Source organism: Amycolatopsis sp. FDAARGOS 1241, assembly GCF_016889705.1.
In the GTDB taxonomy this organism is placed as follows: domain Bacteria; phylum Actinomycetota; class Actinomycetes; order Mycobacteriales; family Pseudonocardiaceae; genus Amycolatopsis.
Map to the genome: position 1 here is coordinate 2,550,625 of NZ_CP069526.1, position 18,330 is coordinate 2,568,954.

Here is an 18,330-nt window from a genome sequence, read left to right on the forward strand (position 1 = left end):
GAAGCGGCGGTAAGCGGAGACCGCCGCCGGTCGCCAACAGGTGAGCATCCACAGGGGAGGGAAACAGTGGGCGTGAGCCATGACAGCCGTCCGAACGGACCGATTCCGCCGAAGCCTTCTACGATGGCGACGGACGAGATCGCTGCTCATCCTCCGGTTCCGAAGGGCTACCTGAGGACCGCGGTCTCCGACGGCTCGATCACCATCTTCGTCACCGGCCGGCTGCTCGAGCCATCGGCCGTCGAACGGCTCTGTGCCGAGCTCGACTTCGCGACGTCGGTGTGCCGCGGGATGGTCACCATCGATCTGACCGACTGCACCGAGCTTGGCACGGAGGCGGCACAAGTCCTCCACCGGCAGCACAGCGCGGCTCGGGCCTCGCAATCCCGATACCGGTTCCGCGTCATCGTGGACTGTGCGTCGATGATTCGCGCCCTCGCCGCCGGTGGCGTCCAGCTCGAGCACGACGCTCGACGGCACCGTACGCGCACCGCCCCGCCTCGCCGGCACGCGGCCAGCCTGGTGTCGCTTCGAACGGCGTAGGGCACCGCGCGCCGTTCCCACTGGTCATCCCTTTGATTGTCTCTGGAGAGGTATCTGGACTTTTTGGTCCTTTTTCGCTAGGAAGGTAGCAGCGGTCTCGACAGTCCGTCCAGGATCGCGGCGGCCTGCCTCCGGTGCGGCCGTCGTCACCCGCCAACACAGGAGTCAGGATGCCCGAGACCGTGTCAACGACGACGAGCTGCTACGGGAGATCGAGACGACAAATCGGCCAAGGAAGGAACGACCGATCGACAACTGCAACCAGGATGCTCGTCGTGTTGAGGAGCTCTTCCACGGCGCCGTCGCGTAGCTTTGCGTCGCCCTCGCCGACAGGTGCTGTCGCAACGCGGACTGATGCGCACCATCGGGTGGTGTTCCAAGGCCCGGCAGCTCGAGCAGCTCTGACGGCGCCGCCAAGGCGCCGCTCGGCTGATGGCTCATGCCGCAGCGTGGTCTGACGGTGCCGCGCAATCGCTTCGCAGGCGCAGGGGCGTTCGGCTGCCCGACGACCGCCGGTATCGACGCGTAGCGGCGAGGTTGCAGATGCAGAAGGCGGTCAACGGAGAGAAGGTGAGGCGGCATGACGCAAGGCGCGTCCCGCATCCAGGCGGCATACACGGCTGAGACCGGACGGAAACCACAGTCCACATGACCACGTCAGACGTCAGCGGACGAGTCCTGGTCCGAGGACGCAGCTTCGACCCCGAGTCCGCCACCTGGGTCCGAGAGCTCAGCCCCGGCAGCCCGCACTTCGAAGACGCCTGCCGCAGGCTGCACGCGATGCTCATCAAAATCGCCAGGAGAGAAACGGCACGCAGATCTTCGACTTCGCGGATCAGCGGCCCCGAGCTCGAAGACTTGGCCCACCAGGCCGCAGCCGATGCGCTCATGCGCATCACCCACAAGATCGAGGAGTTCCGCGGCGACGCACAGTTCAAGACGTGGGCCTTCAAGTTCGTCATCTTCGAGGTGTCGACGAAAGTCGGCCGGCACTTCTGGCGCGACCACCGCGTGTCCCTCGACCAGGACGAGACGAACCACGCACGCGCCGCAGTCGGCGACGAGCCACCCCACCAGGCCCAAGCTCTCGAGCTCCGAGCCGCCCTCACCCACGCCATCGAAAACGTACTGACCGAACACCAGCGGACCGTCTTCGTCGCCGTGGCAATCGACAACGTTCCCATGGACGCCCTCGCCGCCCGACTGGACACCAACCGCAACGCCATCTACAAAACCATGTTCGACGCCCGCCGCAACATCCGCACCTACCTGGTGGAAAACGGCTTCATCGCTTGACCAACAGGCCACGAGCCGGTGACGTACCGCTACAGCGCGGTGATGGCTCTCACCTACCTCTAATCTGGACGTTATCGTCCACAAACGTCAGGATCGCTCTGCGGTCCGCAGCCGAACGAGAAAGGTGGACACACATCATGATCACAAGAGGCTTCGTCGGGCGCCAGCGCTCCGGCCGGGATCCGCGGCTGCCACCAGGTCAGTACGACGCGGGTAGCGAATGGCCGGTGCTGCACGCGGAAGCGACGCCGTCGATCAGCACCGACGAGTGGACTTTCACCATCGACGGCCTCGTCGACAAGCCCACCAGCTGGACCTGGGACGAGATCCACGCCCTCGAACCGGACCGGTACGAGGGCGCCATCCACTGCGTCACGACGTGGTCGAAGTTCGACATGACCTTCGACGGGGTCTCCATCGACACGCTGCTCGAGCTCACCGGGGTGAGCGATGACGCGGCGTACGTGCTGGCGCGCTCGCACACCGGCTACACGACCAACCTGCCGATCGAGGACGTGGTCGACGGCCGGGCCTGGGTGGTGTGGGACGTCAACGGCGCACCGCTGGACGACATCCACGGTGGCCCGGCCCGGCTGCTGGTGCCACACCTGTACTTCTGGAAGAGCGCCAAGTGGGTGTCCGGGCTGAAGTTCATGGCCGAGGACGAGCAGGGCTTCTGGGAGCGAAACGGCTACCACGACCACGGTGACCCGTGGCTCGAGCAGCGCTACCAGGGGGACTGATGCCGGCCTCTTCTTCCTGGCAGACCGGCGTCGTGACGGCGATCGGCCCGGAGACGCCACACGCGAAGACTTTCCGGCTGCGGCTGGCCGAACCCCGGACACACCGGGCCGGCCAGTTCTACGTCGTCCGGCTGACCGCACCGGACGGCTACCACGCCCAGCGCGACTACTCGGTGGCCAGCGCCCCCGGTGGAGACGAGATCGAGCTCACGGTCGAGATGCTGCCGGACGGCGAGGTGTCCGGGTTTCTGCACAACGTGGTCGAAGTCGGTGACGAGCTGCAGGTCCGCGGCCCGATCGGCAGGTCCTTCTCCTGGGACGGTGGCGCGCCGATCCTCGGCGTCGCCGGAGGCTCGGGCGTGGTCCCGCTCATGTCCATGCTCCGGCTTGCGCGACGCCTGGGCCGCGCTGACCTGATGCGGCTGATCGTGTCCGTCCGTTCGCCCGCCGAGCTGTACTACGCGGACGAAATCCCCGGTCCGGAGACCACCGTCGTTTATACGCGCGAAGCTCCCGTGCACAGCTCGCGACCCGTGGGACGTCTCACAGCTGACGACTTCCGCCCCCTTGTCGAGTCGGACCGTGAGGTCTACGTGTGCGGTTCTCCGGGCTTTTGTGACGGAGCCACCGAATCGCTACTCGAGGCCGGAGTCGAGACGCAGCGGATCCGCGTCAGCCGGTGGGGTCCCACAAGCTGAGCGAGTCGTCGTCACTGCGTCGTCGCGTCCGGGGCCGTGCGGAGCAATTCTGAAAGACATGGCTGTTGCCGGTGTTGACTAGGGTGAAGTTCACCACCAGCACGCGGGTTCCCGGTGGTGACGGTCCCCCTCCGGTCCTGTTCGGCCGGCTCCGCGAGCTCGGGTTGCTGGGCGCAGTGCTCGGCGAGCTACGGCAGGACCGCAGCGCGGTGCCGGTGGTTCGCGGCGAGGCAGGGGTTGGCAAGACTGCGTTGCTGAAACAGCGGTCGAGGCGGCCGGCGATCTGCAGGTTGTCCCCGTCGCCGGCGCCGAATCGGAGGCGGAGTTCCCCTGCTCCGGCGTGCACCAGGTGTGCGCGCCGCATCCGGACAAGCTCGAACGCCTGCCGACTCCCCGGCGTGCCGCGCTGACCACCGCGTTCGAGCTGGCGGAGGGGAGTCCACCGGACCCGTTCGTGGCCGCCCTGGCTGTGTTGACTTTGTTGACAGAAGCTGCCGCCGAGCAACCGCTGGTGGGTGTGATCGACGACGCGCAGCTCGACAGCGCCTCGATGCGGACGCTGTCGATGGTCGTTCGCCGGCTGCGGGCGGATCCCGTTGCGATGGTCTTCGTGGTCCGCGATGGCGAGCAGAACCGCGATCTGGCATACCTGGAGCGGCTGCCTGAGCTCCTCACCGGACGTGGCGACAGGGGATGCGCGGGCACTGCCGGTAACCACGATGCCCGCCCTGATGGAAGAACGGGCGTGCGAGTGCATCCTCGCTGAGGCGCGAGGCGACCCGTTGGCTCTGCGGGAATTGCCGCGTGTGGCGAACCTGCCCGCGTTCGCCGGAGGCTTCAGGCCGGATGGCCACCGAAGGCCACTGGCGCGACGCATCGAACGCAGCTTCGCCACCCGGGTGCCCGCATTACCGGCGGACACCGGGCTGCTGTGGCTCATCGCTGCCGCCGACCCGGTGGGGGAGGCGGCGGTGCTCTGGCGTGCCGCCGAACTCCTCGGTGTCCCTGAGTCGGCCGCGGAACCGGAACAAGCGGCAGAGCTGATCACGATCGGGCGCCGGGTGTGGTTTCGCCACCCGCTGATGCGGTCCGCCGGCTACGAGTCGGGCGGCAGCGCCGACCGCCGGCGCGTGCCCGAGGCGTTTGCCGACGCCATCGATCCCTGGGCCGACGCGGAGGACCGGGCACGGCAACGCGGTCAGGCGGCGACGAGTCCCGACGAGGCGATCGCGGCCGAGCTGGCACGGAATGGCCGAGCACGCACGCGCCCGCGGCGGAGTTGCTGCAGCGTCGGGGTTCCTGGCCGATGCGACCGAGCTGATCCCGGACCCCGTCGAGCGCGCGTGCCGTGCACTGGCAGCGGCGCGCGCGAAGCTCGACGCCGGGGCTCCAGATGCGGCGCTCGAACTGGTCGCCCAGGCGCAGGCGGCGCCGCCGGAACTCATGCGTCAGGCCCAGATCGAGCTGCTTCGCGCGCAGATCACGTTCTCCCTCAACCGTGGCCGCGACGCGCCGGCATTGCTGCTGTCAGCGGCGGAACGCCTGCGGGACTCGACCCCTTGCGCTCACGCGAGACTTACCTGGAGGCGACAGCGGCGTCGGTCTTCGCCGGTCGCCTCGGGTGGACGCAGGACAGCGCGCCGGCGGGGATCGCCCGTGCCGTGCGGTCAGTCCCGTCGGCCCCCTCTCCGCCCGGGCGGTCGACCTGCTGCTCGACGGCCTCGTGCTGCGGTTCACCAAGGGCTACGCGGCCGCAGCCCCGGGCTCATCCGCGCCGTGCGGCAGTTCCGGCGGGATTCCGCCTGCGGTGCCGCCGGTTTGCGCGGGTACGGGGTCATCAGCCGGATTGCGCTCGACCTGCCAGCAGTCGTGGGACGACCTGGCGGCCCGGCAGGTGCGGATTCTGCGGGCACAGGGCGTGCTGCGGTTGCTGCCGGTCGCGTTGGCCAACCGCGCCGGCGGGTGCGTGCACGCCGGGCGCTTTGACGAAGCCACTGCCCTGCTCGAAGAGTCCGATGCCATCACCCAAGTAACCGGTGCGCCGCCGCCGCTGTACATCGAGCCGGTGCTCGCCGCCCACCGCGGGCAGGAGGCGCGGACGCTGCAGCTCGTGCGCGCGAGCCTGCACAGCGCCACCGCACGCGGTGAGGGCTTCGTGATCCCGATCGTGCAGTACGCGGCCGCCGTGCTGCACAACAGCTTCGGCCACTACCGTGAAGCGCCGGCAGCCACCGACTCGGCCGTCGAGCACGACGACCTCGGCATGTACGGCTACGTGCTCCTGGAACGGGTCGAGGCGGCCGCTCGCGGCGGGGAGCCCCGGGATCGCCACCGCCGCGATGTGGGAGCTGGCCGGGGGAGCCGAAGCCGACGAGCTGTACCGCACCGCCATCGAGCACCGCGAGCGCAGCAAAGTCGACGCGCTGCGAGCGAGAGCCCAGCTGCTCTATGGCGAATGGCTGCACCGGGAACGCCCTCGTGACGCCGCAGCCAGCCAGCTCAGGCCCGCCTACGACACGTTCCGGCGCGTGCGCGCCGACGGGTTCGCCGAACGCGCACGCCGAGAGCTCGTCGCCGCTGGGGAAATCGTGCACGCACCCACGGCGCCGCCGACGGAACGGCTGACCGGGCGGGAAATCACCATCGCGCAGCTGGCGGCCGAAGGACACACCGACTCCGAAATCGCCGTGCAGCTTTTCCTCAGTCTTCGGAAAGCTCGGCATCGCCTGAGGAGGAAGCTGAAGGCCGCGCTCGCGGATCCGCTCGCGAGCAGCGGAGGACACCAGGCCTTGCGACGAACCTCGCCGGATCCGCAGGTCCCGCCACGACCCGTTGCCGCGGCCTCCGCCGGCACCCGTACGAGCACGCGATAGCGAGCGGTTCCAGCCGGCTCCAGGGCGGAGGCCGGGTTCGAAACCGGCGCCGGATCTCTTGTGCCGGGAAAGGGCCACGTCCGTGCACGTGAACCCGTCTCCCGGGAACCACTTCACCTCTGGAAACCAACCATCTCGAGACCCGCTCGCGCACAGGGTGGAACGGCTCACCGACGGGGTGGGGCGAATAGTCGCTCGAACCCTCGGAGGGCTATCGGCCTCTCACAGCCCTGGCCACGCCGCTGACCGCGACCCAACGAGGAGACAGAACCGGTCACTGTCCCCGAGTCCTTACGGGTGAACGCGGATGATTGTCTTGCCCGGGGTCCGCTCGGTCGGGTTGAAGGCCGCGACGGCGTCGTCGAGGGCCGCGACGGTGCCGATGTTCGTCCGCACCCGTCCGTCCCGCACCCGCTGGACGACCTCACCCAGCTGGGCGCGATCGGGCACGACGACGAAGTCGACCGTGCGGCCGTCGGTGGGCCGCGCTTCCGGCGGGCCGGCGACGCTCACCAGCGTTCCTCCGGCTCGAACCAGACCCGCAGACCGGGCTGCGATGTCCCCGCCGAAGACATCGAACACCAGATCGACCCCGCCGATGTCTTCCAGGGTGTCGTTCTCGAGGTCGACGAACTCCTGCGCGCCGAAGTCGAGCGCCGCCTGACGCCCGCCTGCGCGCCCGGTACCGATGACGTAGGCGCCGGCCTCTCGTGCGAGCTGGGCGGCCATCGATCCGACGACGCCGGCCGCACCGTGCACGAGGACGCTCTGCCCCGCTTGCAGCCGGCCGTGCTCGAACAGTCCCTGCCACGCGGTGAGGCCTGACATCACCAGGCCGGCTCCCGTCGTGAAGTCGACGTCGCCCGGCAGTGGCGCGAGGTTGCGCGCCTCGACGACGACATATTCCGCCAGCGTGCCGTCGCGAGTCCAGTCCGTGAGGCCGAACACCCGCTGTCCCACCGCCGGCCCCGCCGTGCCGTAACTGAGCGCCGTGACCACCCCGGCCACTTCGTGCCCGGGGATCGACGGCGTCCGGTCGCGACCGAGACGATCGACCCAGGTCGAGGGCCACTCCAGCTCATCCCAGGTGAACCCCGACGCATGGACCTCAACAACCACATCCCCGTAGTTCGCACCTGCGAGGTCAGCGAGCCTCGCCGCATCCGGATCGGGCCGCTCCACCAGCCTCATCCCAGCCCGGCCCGCGGCTTCGTCGGTCACCACGATCGCCTTCATCTGAATCCCTCTCACTACGAGTCCTCGCCGTCACACTCCGTGGACGACATCGTCCATTATGGTCCCCGCGCGGAGGAAGCCGCCAGCCAGGGCGAGCAGGCGCTGCTGGGCCAAATCACTGCTCACCCGCACCCCTCGGCCGAGGGGAAGGATGGGCGGGTGGCGCGATTGTGACAACAGTGTTCGGTGTTGCGGGCCAGAATTGGCGGACGTGCTCGGACTCGCAACCACCGAGACCGAGTTGGGATCCACCGGGCTTTCCTGCAACGCGTCCGAATCGGACTGTATAGTCCATGTTCAGTCAGGGTGGAGGTTCCCGACCGTGCTGGGTGCGGCTACTGTTCCCACCATGACGGCCGACCGGTACGACGGGGCTTGCCCACGTCGCAACACTTCGGGACCGGGATCTCGGGCACGCATCGTGGCAGCGGCGACCAGACTCCTCCTGCGCGAAGGCGTCGGCTCGCTCACCCCGGCGCGCATTCACGTCGCCGCCGACGTGACTCGGACCGAGCTCGACCACCTGTTCCCGGACCACGACACGATCGTGGAGGCGATCGTGGAGGCTCAACTCGACGTCGTGTTACGAGCGCAGCGCCCCAGCTTGGACGCGGTCCAGCGCCTCGCAGACCTGGAACGCTGGCGGTCACGACTGCTCGGCCCGTATACGTCGGAGAGCAGCTGCCCTCTCGGCTCGCTGATCTACCTCGCACACCGGCACGATCGTGGCCGCCATGCCCTCACTACGGCGTTTTCCCAGTGGAAAGGGCTGCTGGCGTCGGCCTTGTTTCGTCTCCAGGCCGCCGGCGACCTCGACGCTTCCGTAGACCCCGAGATTCTTGCCACCGGCGTCATCGCTGCCCTGCAAGGAGGTTACTTGCTGGCGCACACCACCCAGGACGCCGATCAGTTGCGCGTGACTCTCGACATGGCGCTCGGCCAGGTTCGCTCCTATGCGACGTGATGGCCGTAACCACCGGTGGAACAGCGCAACGCGGTAAGAATCCGCGCCACGCCGGCGCACATCGTCAAATACCCAGGGAGGTTGGCCATGAGTGACGACGCTGACGAGTACGACGGGGGCGTGGATATCGACTCCGGCGTCCTCGAACCCGACGAGAGCCTCGACGAGCGGGATGTCGAGGACGTCCTCGACGAGGGCTACTCACCCGGCGAACGACCGATCGCCGTGTTCGATTGGGGCACCACGGCGCGCGAGGCCGCCGGGCACGAGGACCTCGGCCACCGCCTCGCGCGCGAACTACCCGATTTCGCCGCCGAGCCCGAAGGCGACGGTCTGGGCGACGCATCGGACACGGACGGAGAGCTCTACGACGACCAGGTCGGTACTGTGCGCGCCGGGCGACTGATCGAGGACGAGGAGTCGGACCCGGTCTACCCGTATCTGTTCGCGTCGGACGCCGGAGTGGACGGCGCCGCCGCGTCCGCGGAGGAGGCGGCCATTCACATCGTCCCCGAATAGCCTGAGACCGGCCCGGCCGCTCAAGGTGAGGCCGCATGTCGCGGACGTCGGGCGCAAGATCTTGTGTGGATTGCTCCACGGTTCACACCGTGGAGCACGCCGGCATCCCCCTTTGTCGGGTCAGTCATCCAGCAGTGCGGCGCGGATCTTGCGCCGGGTGTCGAAGAGGAGTTTGTAGACCGCGTTCCGGTTCGATCCCAGCTCTTCGGCCAGCTCCTCGACGGTGCGCCCTTCCACTACCGACCCGATGAACGCGCGCCGTTGACGAGACGTCAAGCCGGTCTCGACTACCCGCCGGACCGCGTCCGTCACAGTGGGCAGGTCGTCCGTGCCGGGCCGCGCGGTTTCGGGAACCTCACCGACCAGTTCGATGAACCCCCGGTTCCAGGGATGGCGTTCCATGCTGCGTGACACGGTGCGTTGAACGATGGTGTAGGCCCAGGTCGTGAATCTGGCTTCACCTCTGAACGACTCGAGGCCGTTCAGGACGAACAGAAACGCGTCAGCGACTGCCTGGTCGACGACGTCGAGCAACTCCACGCCGACGAGCCCACCGGCTCCCCGGCGGTGGCCCAGCTGCATACGCCCGAAGCGCAACAACAATTCGAACAGCATCCGCCTGCCGGCTTCGCCGGCGGCTCCGTCACTCCTCAGCAGCCGTAGCCATTCTTCGTCTTCGACCCGCCAGTCGGCAGCTCCGCCTTCGCTCATGCCATCCGGCTCCGCGCATGGACGGCCGACGACGGTCCCCTGCTCAAACAGCGCTACACAAGAGCATCACATCGTGGACTATATAGTCCATCTAGACAGGGCTCAACCGGTCATTGTTCGTCTGTTCTGGCTCAGGAGCCAGTCACCGAACGCAGCGGCGTCTACGAAGTGATAACGCCGGCTGGGCTGCGGCCGAAGGCCGGGCCCGCTCAGCTGACCGGCGTCGGCGCACGAAGCACCCACTGCAACGCAGCAGCCGCAGCCGACGCGTTGTGGTAAGCCTGCCGGCGGGCAAGCGACAGCGGCCCCCCGAGCACGTCGGACTCGACTTCCTGGCCGGGTACTGCGGAGAAGTCGCGGAGCAACACCGCGTCGGTGTCGCCGGAGAAGCTCGCCATCGTCTCCCGGTTGACGTGGAACGGGGCGAAGCGTTCGTCCCAGCCGGGGTCGTCGTGGGGCAACTCCGTCGGCTGCCACCGGGCCGTGTAGACCGCGTCCACCGGATCGGGTCGCCGGGGCAATTCGTCGAACTGCCGGATCGGGTCGCCGCCGGGCCGGCGCCCGTTCAGCGCTTCCAACTCCTCCGGTGGGAAGCCGTACCCCTCGGGGCAGTAGACGTCGAGGCGCATCTGTGGTGTCCCGACCACCAGGTGGGCCAGCGAGCGGGCGGTGTTGCCGGCCGCTCCCACGTAGGCGAGGCGCAGCCCCGTCGTCCGGCCGAAGTGATCCAGCAGCGCGCAGGCGTCGGCGATCGCCTGGGTGGGATGCTCCTGGAGAGTCGCCGCGTTCATGGTCGGGGGGAGCTCGTTCGCGAGAGCTTCGAGCTCGGTCTGCGGGCCGTTCGTGCGCACCACAGCGGCATCGACGTAGGGGGCCAGCCGCATGCCCGTGTCCGCCCACGTCTCGCGTGCGGCGCTCTGCAGACCGGACGCGCCGAAGTGCATGGTGTGGCACCCGAGCCGGGTCGCGGCGCTCCAGAACGACGAGCGGGTGCGCGGGGAAGGCGCTGTGAAGACGAACGCCAGCCGCGCTCCGGCCAGCCGGTCTGTCCACAGTTCGGAATCGGTGCCGTAGCGGTGGGCGGCCGCCACAACGGCCGCCAACTCGTCGGGCGCGAGGGTGGCGAGCGTCAGAAGCGGGCGCCGGGCGGGATCAACGGCCCCCGCCGTCTCCGTGGTCACATCGCCTCCCCTGGGCCAGCCGGTGGTCGTGGGCGTGGATCTCAAGTCAAGCGGACTATAACTGGACCATATGGTTCACATTAACGTGGGATCCCGGAGGCGGCCAGGACGTCCCAGTGCCGCGCCGAAGTGTGCCCCGTGCCGTGCCGGTGCGGCGTGTCTGGCCGAAGATCGAGAGAGGACGTTTCATGCAAGCCATTACTGTGCGGGATCGTGAGGCTGGGGTGGGCGGGTTCGTGGTGGGTGAGGTGCCGTATCCGCATGCTGCGGAGAACGATGTGGTTGTGCGGGTCCATGCCGCGGGTTTCACGCCGGGGGAGCTGGCGTGGCCGGCGACGTGGACGGATCGGGCGGGGCGTGATCGCACGCCGAGTGTGCCCGGGCATGAGCTCTCGGGTGTGGTCGTGGAGCTGGGTTTCGGGACGACGGGGTTGACGGTGGGGCAGCGGGTGTTCGGGCTGTGCGATTGGGCGCGGGATGGGTCGCTGGCGGAGTACACGGCGGTGGAGGCGCGCAACCTGGCCCCGCTGGCGGCGGATCTCGACCACAGTGTGGGGGCGGCGTTGCCGATCTCGGGGTTGACCGCGTGGCAGGGTTTGTTCGACCACGGTGGGCTCAGGGCCGGGCAGAGTGTGCTCATTCACGGGGCGGCGGGCGGGGTGGGGTCGATCGCGGTGCAGCTGGCGCGGGAGGTGGGGGCGCGGGTGATCGGGACGGGCCGGGCTGCGGACCGTGAGGTCGTGCTCGGTCTGGGGGCTGAGGTGTTCGTGGACTTGGCTGCGGAGTCGTTGGAGGGGGTCGGTGAGGTGGATGTGGTGCTGGATGTGATCGGGGGTGAGGTGCTGGCGCGTTCGACGGCGTTGCTGCGGGCGGGTGGGACGGTGGTGACTGTCGCGATGCCGCCGGTGGTGCAGCCGGAGAACGGGCGGGCGGTGTTTTTCGTGGTCGAGCCCGATCGTGTGCGGTTGGCCGAGTTGGCGCGGTGGGTGCGGGAGGGCCGGTTGAAGCCGATCGTGGGTGAGGTGCGGCCGCTGGCCGAGGCGGCTGCCGCGTTCGGGCCCGACCGCCGCCGGATCCCGGGCAAGACCATCATCCGGGTCGCGGACGAAGGAGGCCAGCGTTCATGAACGGAGCACGAATCGCCGGCGGCCCGCAGCCGCTGCTGTTCCGGGACAGAGGGTACCAACGGGAGCGCGCCAAAAGCTGAACGCAAGGGCCGCCGCGAGAAGTGTAAGACGTCAGCAGCTGCTGCCGCTAACCCTTGGATACCAAGGGCATCTTCCCTCGGCGCACAACGGAGCACAGCGATGACCGACATGGTGACAGGCCGGAAACTCGTCGCAATCGGCGGCTGCGGAGACAAGAGCAAGGAGGCAGTGGGCGACGCCGTCACGTGCGGCGGCGCGGCCGGCCTCTTCGGCGGGGACGGGAAGGGGACCGACGTGCGCCGCAGCTTTGAGGATGAGCGGTTCGAGAAGTTCATCCGGGCATGGCTGGAACTGCTGGACACCGATCGGAACCTGCTGGCGAACGCAAGGACCTGAACATGGGGCGTTCGCGGATGATCACTGACGAGCTCGCGTCTCTCCTCGACGAGGAGCACGATGTTCGCAGGCGCGCCCTCCGTCGCACCGATGGCTTGTCGAAGGAAGAGCAAGTACGCCTGAACGAGCTCGAGCACGATCTGGATCGGATTTTCCAGCTGCTGCAGCAGAGGCGGCGGGCGCTCTCGGTCTTCGACCGCAGCACGGACGGTGACGACGACACGGACCGAGCGGGCTGACCGCCGTTTTCACTCCGTGATATCGACACCTGGACCAACCGGGCCCGCGCCTCCGAACGCACCGCCGATCCGGCGACGCGTCCGCTGACTCCTCCGGAGCTCGCCGTGCCGAGGCCTGGCAGAGCCGCAACTGTTGACGGGCGACCAGTGTGTGAGCAGGAGGCGTCGGATGGATGTGGGTTCGCATGCGCGGGACCTTCCGGTCCTGGTCGGTGCCGCTGTCACGCAGTCGGTACTCGCCTACGATCACCTCACGGGGCGCGACCCGGTCATGCGTTACCTCGTTTGCCGGTTCGGGCGGCCGGAGCCGTTCGGACACCACGAGGAAGCCGGGCTCGGCGACAACTTCTCGGCGCTGGTCCGCTACTCGACCGCGCGACCGTGCCACGCACGCTCAACTTCGGTCGTGTACGCGCAGATCTGCCGTGCTACCAGCGGTTACCCATCCGCCGAGAAGGTTGCGGACCTCGGTGCGGGCCGGCTGGCCGGGTTGGGCTTGCCGGGTGCGGACGCCGATCGGCTCGTGCGGCTCGCGCAGGCACAGCTCACCGGCGACGTCGAACTGGACCTGCTCGTCGGGCGTAACGACCGGCAGGTCCGCGAGATCCTCGCGCGGTACGGCGTTCCCCGCTGTGTGACGGACCTGTTCCTGATCCGCCGCCTGCATCGGCCGGACATGCTGCCGGCCGGCGACCCCGCCCTCGCCCGCACTGTCCGCCGGATCTGGGCGTGTGGCAGCGCCGACAAGGGATTCGGCATGCGCTGGGCGCCATTCCGCACCTACGCCGCGGCCCTGCCGTGGGCAGCTGTCGCGGGAGGTCACACCACAGGTCGAGAATGACCGATAGCCGCGGAGGGTGCCGGAGTGCCGACGAGCCGGCCGCAGCCCGAGAGGGCGATCCCGCCGCAGGCCAGGCTGAAGAGAGTACCCGCGCGTCGTCGGGCAACCGAGCAAACTTCCTTTTCCATCGCAACGGCTCCGCCACATGCTGCACAGCGGAATGCGCCCGGCGCGCACCGGGAAGACGCTGACCGCCGCGTAGCGAAGCGCCCGGACGGCCTCGACACCACCAGCCCCCGGCGCGTATCGGGCAGGGGCACCTCGGCACCGCGTCGATCCGGGCATCCCCGACGCGCTCAGGAGGAGCTTCAGCTGCCGGTGTGCTCCCGGCCTTCGAGTTGGCCGGATCCAGGTCCCAGCGTAAGAACTTGGCCCCGGCACGGCGCAGAGTATCGGCAACTCGACTGAGCGCCGATGAGAGTTGTCGTCGGCGACCGGTTGTCACCGTCGGTCAGGCTCGACGTTTTGCTCGCCCTACCGGCGTTGACGATGCCGCCATTGCCCGGCTTCGTACCCCCGGTCACTGCACCCGAGAAAACAGAGGGCCTCATGCGGAAGATCTTGATCGTCGGCGGCGGCTACGCCGGCTTCTACGCAGCGTGGAAACTCGAAAAGAAGCTGCGCCGGGGTGAGGCCGAAGTGACGGTGGTCGATCCGCGGCCGTACATGACGTACCAGCCGTTCTTGCCTGAGGTGGTGGCCGGTTCGATCGAGGCCCGGCACGCCGCGGTGTCGCTGCGCCGCCATCTTCACCGCACGCGCATCATCACCGGGATGGTCAGCGCGATCGACCACAAACGCCGTTCGGTCACGGTCCGGCCCGCGGGCGGTGACACGTTCGAACTGGGCTACGACCTCGTCGTGGTCACCGCCGGCGCGGTCACCCGCAAGTTCCCGGTGCCCGGTATCGCCGAGCAGGCCATCGGTCTCAAGCACGTGGAGGAGGCAGTCGCGATCCGTGACCGGCTACTGACGTCGTTCGACCGAGCGGCCATGCTGCCGCTGGGGCCACAACGGCAGAAGCTGCTCACCGTCACGTTCGTCGGCGGCGGGTTCTCCGGCGTCGAGGGCTTTGCCGAGCTGCTGTCGCTGGCGACCGCGTTGCTGAAGCGCTATCCCGAACTGCACCGCGGCGAGCTGCGGTTCCACCTCGTCGAAGCATCAGGCCGGATCCTGCCTGAGGTCACCAGCTCGCCTGGCCGCTGGGTCGTGCGCTTCCTCCGACGGCGCGGCGGACAGGTGCACCTGGACACGCAGGTGAAGTCGATGACCAACGGGCACGTGGTGCTCTCCACCGGCGAGGAGTTCGACTCGGAGCTCATCGTGTGGACGGCGGGCAACGCCGCGAACCCCGTGGTGGAGAAGCACACCGACCTACCGGTGGACGAGCGTGGGTTCCTCATCGCCCGGCCCGACCTGCGTGTCGGCACCGACGCCGAACCGGTGTCCGACGCGTGGGCTGCCGGAGACGACGCCGCGATCGAGGACCTCACCTCACCGATCCCGGGCACCCGCACGGTGCCCAACGCCCAGCACGCCGTCCGCCAGGGCAAGCTGCTCGCCCGCAACATCGCCGCGACCCTGCACGGCGGAAGGCCGAAGAACTACCGGCACCACAGCCTCGGCTCCATCGCGGAGCTCGGCATCGGTCACGGCATCTTCCAGTACCGGCGACTCGTGATCAAAGGGCCGCTCGCTTGGCTGATGCACCGCGGTTATCACGTGCTGGCCGTGCCCAGCTGGGAACGCAAGGTCCGCGTGCTCGTAATTTGGCTGACCGCGGGGTTGTTCGGCCGGGACATCCTCTCGCTGGCGTCGGTGCAACACCCGCGCGACGCTTTCGTTGATGGTGGTGAACCCGTCGTGCTGACTGAACCGGACCTTTCCTGACCCGGACACCACTGCATCGAGTCCGCCTTCCGGTAGGAAATCGTGCATTCGCGCTAGCGCGAGTCCTGGGGGTCCTGTCCTGCGTGCCGGCCCGGCCAGCGCGACGCGCCGGTCGATCTCGACCAGGACCGCAACGACACAACAGACCTATCGGACGGTGGCCTTTGAGTGAGCACTTCGACGCGATCGTGATCGGCATGGGCACGGGCGGCGAAGCCGCCGCCTACCGGCTGCTGGCCGGTGGCCTGCGGATCGCGGTCATCGAAAAGGAGCTGATCGGCGGGGAATGCGCCTACTGGGCCTGCATCCCGTCCAAGACCCTGCTGCGTTCCACTGAAGCTCGCGCCGAGGCCCAGCACGCCGCCGGGCTCACGCGGCCAGGTCTGGACTGGGCGGCGCTGCCTGACTACCGCGACTACATGGTCCGCCACCTTGACGACACGGGCCAGGCCGACGGTTTGCGCAAACTGGGCGCCACCGTCATCAAGGCGACCGCCCGCCTCGCCGGCCCCGGCCGAGTCGAGGTCGAGGGCCGGTTGCTGACCACCGACCACGTCATCATCGGCACCGGCGCGGCCGCGAAACGCCTGTCGATCGACGGCCTGACCGACGTGCCGGTATGGACCAACCGCAAGACGACCACGCTCACCCGGATCCCTGAACGCGTGGCCTTCATCGGCGGCGGCGCTGCCGGTATCGAACTCGGCCATTTCCTGGCCCGCATGGGCACCCAGGTCACCATCGTGCACCGCGGCCCACGCCTGCTGGACCGCGAAGATCCCGCTCTCGGTGACCTGATCGCCGAGCTGCTGACTGCCGACGGCATCGACGTGCGGACCGGCGTCCGAGCCCACACCGTCCACCGCCGCACCGGACAGCACGGCGAACAGATCGTCGTCGAACTGGATGACGGTACCAGTGTCAGCACGGACGTCATCGTCAACGCCACCGGCCGCACTCCCAACACCGCCTCCCTGAACCTGGCGGCGGTCGGCGTGCGACCCGGGCCCCGAGGCGAGCTCCCGGTGGACGAGAATTGCCGCGCCGCCGACGGGCTGTGGGCCATCGGAGACGTGACCGGAGTCGAGCTGTTCACCCACGTAGCCACCTACCAGGGGCGCGTGGTGGCCGACAACATCTTGGGCCGACCCCGCGTCGCCGACTACACCGCCGTGCCCCGCGTGGTGTTCACCCAACCCGAGATCGCCGCCGTGGGTCTTACCCCCGCCCAAGCGCGCGGCCGAGGGATCGACATCGCCGCCGCCACGCTGCATCTGGCCGACGAGATCGCGCGCCCCTACACCTACGAGACCGCCCCCTCCGGCACCTTCACCCTGATCGCCGACCGCCGGCACCGCACTCTCGTCGGCGCCTGGGCCGTCGCTCCGCTCGCCGGTGAATGGATCAACACCGCCGCCCTGGCCATCCGGCACCACCTCACTGCCGACGACCCCGCCGACGGCATCGCCGCATTCCCCAGCTACACCGAAGCCCTCACTCTGGCCGCCGACAAACTCTCCAACCAGCTGCAGCGATGAGAGACACCCGCAGCTTTTGCCCGTGGCAGCACGACGCACAAAGCCTGTGAAATCGCACGACTGGGCAAGGAAACCCCGCCGTTCGCCGAATATCGGTGTGGTCACGCACGAGGCCCGTGACGCCGGTCCGGACCGGACTGTGTCCGTCGATTGTCGACAGTGCGGTCAGCCGGCCAATCCAGCGCCACCGGACACCACGAGCTCTTGCCCGGCGACGTACGCGGCTCCGGCCGAAGCCAGGAACGCGACGGTGTCGGCGCGCTCCTCTGCCGTGCCGAGGCGACCGAAGGGGTTCTCGCCGCCCTAAGGGCTGTCTCGTTACTGGTGTTGTGGTTGGTGGGGTTGGTTGTTGTGGTCAGCCGGCGAGGATGATGTTGTGCAGGTGCGCGAGTGCGGACAACACCGTGTCGGCGAGTGTGTTCGCAGCGCGGCGGTGGTCGCGGAGAATCTTGACGTTCTTCATCTTGGCCGGGACGTGCTCGATGCGGGCACGGATCTTGCGGTGGGTGGTGTTGAGGTTTTCCTTCCACTCGGGCAAGCCGCCGTCATGGGGTTTGCGGTCGGGCATGACGACTTCCGGGTTGCCGTGGTGCCGCCATCGGCCATGACTGGGCGATCGGCGAGTTGCTTGGCGATGCCGGAGTCGTGGTAGACGGTGCAGTGGTTGCGGCGGCCCGGCTGCGGGTCGCCGGTGGCGATCACCGGCCGGGTGTCGGCGTCGATGGCGACGTGCACGTTGGTGGAGTAGTGGTAGTTCTTCGACGGGGCGGCCGGCCGGTGATCCCGGGTCGGGACCAGGGTGCCGTCCACGATCGCCACCGCGTCGATCCGGCGTTTGCGGACCGGGGCGAGTGCCGGCAGCGGGCCGATCGTGTCGCTTCCCCCGGTGCGCCGCGGAATGCGACACCCCCAATTGCGGTCCGATCTGGCGCATCGTCAGGTTCGTCCGCCAGCAGATCGCGACCAGCAGCACCCGGTCGGTCAGCGGTAACGGCCCTGCCGACCCGGGCGACCATCCGCGATCTCGGCCCCACCCGCTTCGCGACCAACCGCACCAGCTTCCGGAACTGCGCCGGCTCCGACCCCGTGAACGGGGAAACCCACTCCGGCTGCGACGCTGTGATCACCTGCACCACACCACCATGATCAACTAACGACCCCGCCAGTCCCACACCGGGTTACGAGACATCCCTTAGCGCCCGGCATCGCGGAGACGCCATCGGATCCCATGCCGGGCTGTGGTTCGCAGCATGGCGGTGTCGGCGTATCCCGGGCTGCCAGCGTTAGCGGCAGCGCTTTGATCAGAGTGAAGAACTGTCCTTTGGTGCTCATGGTGAACACCACGTCGAGAACGGAATTGGTGTTGCCTTGACGGGACAGCTCGACGGGCATCGCGCTTGCTCAGTCCGCGCCAGCGGGTAAGGAGGGAGGGCTACCGCGGGCGACGAGTGACTGACGCACGCCGCTGAGCTCGCCCGGCGCAACGTCGTTCTCCCGAGCGTCCATCCTGCACC

Annotated in this window: 18 protein-coding genes and 2 pseudogenes; 14 read left to right on the top strand and 6 right to left on the bottom strand. The window is 68.6% G+C overall.

Annotation, left to right across the window (positions count from 1 at the left end; genetic code table 11):
* Positions 1–72 precede the first annotated feature (72 nt).
* The 5 genes from I6J71_RS12665 to I6J71_RS12685 all read left to right on the top strand — a co-directional run bounded on the left by I6J71_RS12665 (position 73) and on the right by I6J71_RS12685 (position 4,046).
* Entirely contained in the window at positions 73–543 is a 471-nt protein-coding gene (locus I6J71_RS12665; protein ID WP_204094895.1) for a hypothetical protein, read from the top strand.
* A 648-nt stretch (positions 544–1,191) separates the two neighbouring features.
* Positions 1,192–1,839, top strand: a complete 648-nt coding sequence (locus I6J71_RS12670; RefSeq protein ID WP_204094896.1) for a sigma-70 family RNA polymerase sigma factor — start codon at positions 1,192–1,194, stop codon at positions 1,837–1,839.
* Between the two features lie 137 nt (positions 1,840–1,976).
* Positions 1,977–2,582: a sulfite oxidase-like oxidoreductase gene (locus I6J71_RS12675; protein ID WP_204094897.1), complete on the top strand. Its 606-nt coding sequence runs from the start codon at positions 1,977–1,979 to the stop codon at positions 2,580–2,582.
* Complete coding sequence (locus I6J71_RS12680; protein WP_204094898.1) at positions 2,582–3,280, top strand: FAD-binding oxidoreductase; 699 nt, start codon at positions 2,582–2,584, stop codon at positions 3,278–3,280. Before I6J71_RS12675 ends, I6J71_RS12680 begins: the two co-directional genes overlap by 1 nt.
* Positions 3,281–3,620: 340 nt before the next feature.
* A complete protein-coding gene (locus tag I6J71_RS12685; protein ID WP_204094899.1) occupies positions 3,621–4,046 on the top strand; it encodes a hypothetical protein in 426 nt (141 codons plus the stop codon).
* A gap of 1,071 nt (positions 4,047–5,117) precedes the next feature.
* Here I6J71_RS12685 and I6J71_RS12690 read toward each other — a convergent pair.
* Positions 5,118–5,612 carry a hypothetical protein gene (locus I6J71_RS12690; RefSeq protein WP_204094900.1) on the bottom strand — a complete coding sequence of 165 codons (495 nt, stop codon included), beginning with the start codon at positions 5,610–5,612 and terminating at the stop codon, positions 5,118–5,120.
* Between the two features lie 7 nt (positions 5,613–5,619).
* On the opposite strand from I6J71_RS12690, the gene I6J71_RS12695 reads away from it, so the two are divergent.
* Positions 5,620–6,153 (top strand): hypothetical protein, encoded by a 534-nt coding sequence (locus tag I6J71_RS12695; protein WP_204094901.1) that lies wholly within the window; start codon positions 5,620–5,622, stop codon positions 6,151–6,153.
* 291 nt (positions 6,154–6,444) lie between these two features.
* Here I6J71_RS12695 and I6J71_RS12700 read toward each other — a convergent pair whose 3' ends face one another.
* Positions 6,445–7,389 (bottom strand): NADP-dependent oxidoreductase, encoded by a 945-nt coding sequence (locus tag I6J71_RS12700; protein WP_204094902.1) that lies wholly within the window; start codon positions 7,387–7,389, stop codon positions 6,445–6,447.
* Between the two features lie 349 nt (positions 7,390–7,738).
* On the opposite strand from I6J71_RS12700, the gene I6J71_RS12705 reads away from it, so the two are divergent.
* On the top strand, positions 7,739–8,353 hold the full coding sequence (locus I6J71_RS12705) for a TetR/AcrR family transcriptional regulator (protein ID WP_204094903.1): 615 nt from the start codon (positions 7,739–7,741) through the stop codon (positions 8,351–8,353).
* 87 nt (positions 8,354–8,440) lie between these two features.
* Complete coding sequence (locus I6J71_RS12710) at positions 8,441–8,872, top strand: DUF5709 domain-containing protein (protein WP_204094904.1); 432 nt, start codon at positions 8,441–8,443, stop codon at positions 8,870–8,872.
* A gap of 120 nt (positions 8,873–8,992) precedes the next feature.
* On the opposite strand, the gene I6J71_RS12715 is transcribed toward I6J71_RS12710, so the two are convergent.
* Both I6J71_RS12715 and I6J71_RS12720 read right to left on the bottom strand, forming a co-directional pair.
* A complete protein-coding gene (locus I6J71_RS12715) occupies positions 8,993–9,583 on the bottom strand; it encodes an RNA polymerase sigma factor (RefSeq protein WP_204094905.1) in 591 nt (196 codons plus the stop codon).
* A gap of 209 nt (positions 9,584–9,792) precedes the next feature.
* A complete protein-coding gene (locus I6J71_RS12720; protein ID WP_204094906.1) occupies positions 9,793–10,764 on the bottom strand; it encodes an ornithine carbamoyltransferase in 972 nt (323 codons plus the stop codon).
* A 188-nt stretch (positions 10,765–10,952) separates the two neighbouring features.
* On the opposite strand from I6J71_RS12720, the gene I6J71_RS12725 reads away from it, so the two are divergent.
* From I6J71_RS12725 to I6J71_RS12750, 6 genes are all read left to right on the top strand, one after another.
* Positions 10,953–11,891, top strand: a complete 939-nt coding sequence (locus I6J71_RS12725; RefSeq protein ID WP_204094907.1) for an NADP-dependent oxidoreductase — start codon at positions 10,953–10,955, stop codon at positions 11,889–11,891.
* 180 nt (positions 11,892–12,071) lie between these two features.
* Positions 12,072–12,308 (top strand): hypothetical protein, encoded by a 237-nt coding sequence (locus I6J71_RS12730; protein WP_204094908.1) that lies wholly within the window; start codon positions 12,072–12,074, stop codon positions 12,306–12,308.
* A 17-nt stretch (positions 12,309–12,325) separates the two neighbouring features.
* Positions 12,326–12,547: a DUF2630 family protein gene (locus I6J71_RS12735; protein ID WP_204094909.1), complete on the top strand. Its 222-nt coding sequence runs from the start codon at positions 12,326–12,328 to the stop codon at positions 12,545–12,547.
* A 169-nt stretch (positions 12,548–12,716) separates the two neighbouring features.
* Positions 12,717–13,388, top strand: a complete 672-nt coding sequence (locus I6J71_RS12740) for a hypothetical protein (RefSeq protein WP_204094910.1) — start codon at positions 12,717–12,719, stop codon at positions 13,386–13,388.
* Between the two features lie 549 nt (positions 13,389–13,937).
* Positions 13,938–15,278, top strand: a complete 1,341-nt coding sequence (locus tag I6J71_RS12745; RefSeq protein WP_204094911.1) for an NAD(P)/FAD-dependent oxidoreductase — start codon at positions 13,938–13,940, stop codon at positions 15,276–15,278.
* 164 nt (positions 15,279–15,442) lie between these two features.
* Positions 15,443–16,816 carry an NAD(P)/FAD-dependent oxidoreductase gene (locus tag I6J71_RS12750; protein ID WP_239154734.1) on the top strand — a complete coding sequence of 458 codons (1,374 nt, stop codon included), beginning with the start codon at positions 15,443–15,445 and terminating at the stop codon, positions 16,814–16,816.
* Positions 16,817–16,981: 165 nt separating this feature from the next.
* Here I6J71_RS12750 and I6J71_RS50630 read toward each other — a convergent pair.
* Together I6J71_RS50630 and I6J71_RS12760 are read right to left on the bottom strand one after the other, a co-directional pair.
* Positions 16,982–17,059 (bottom strand): annotated as a pseudogene (locus tag I6J71_RS50630) (hypothetical protein); the annotation flags it as partial.
* A 112-nt stretch (positions 17,060–17,171) separates the two neighbouring features.
* A pseudogene (locus I6J71_RS12760) lies at positions 17,172–17,949 on the bottom strand (transposase).
* Positions 17,950–18,330: the final 381 nt, after the last annotated feature.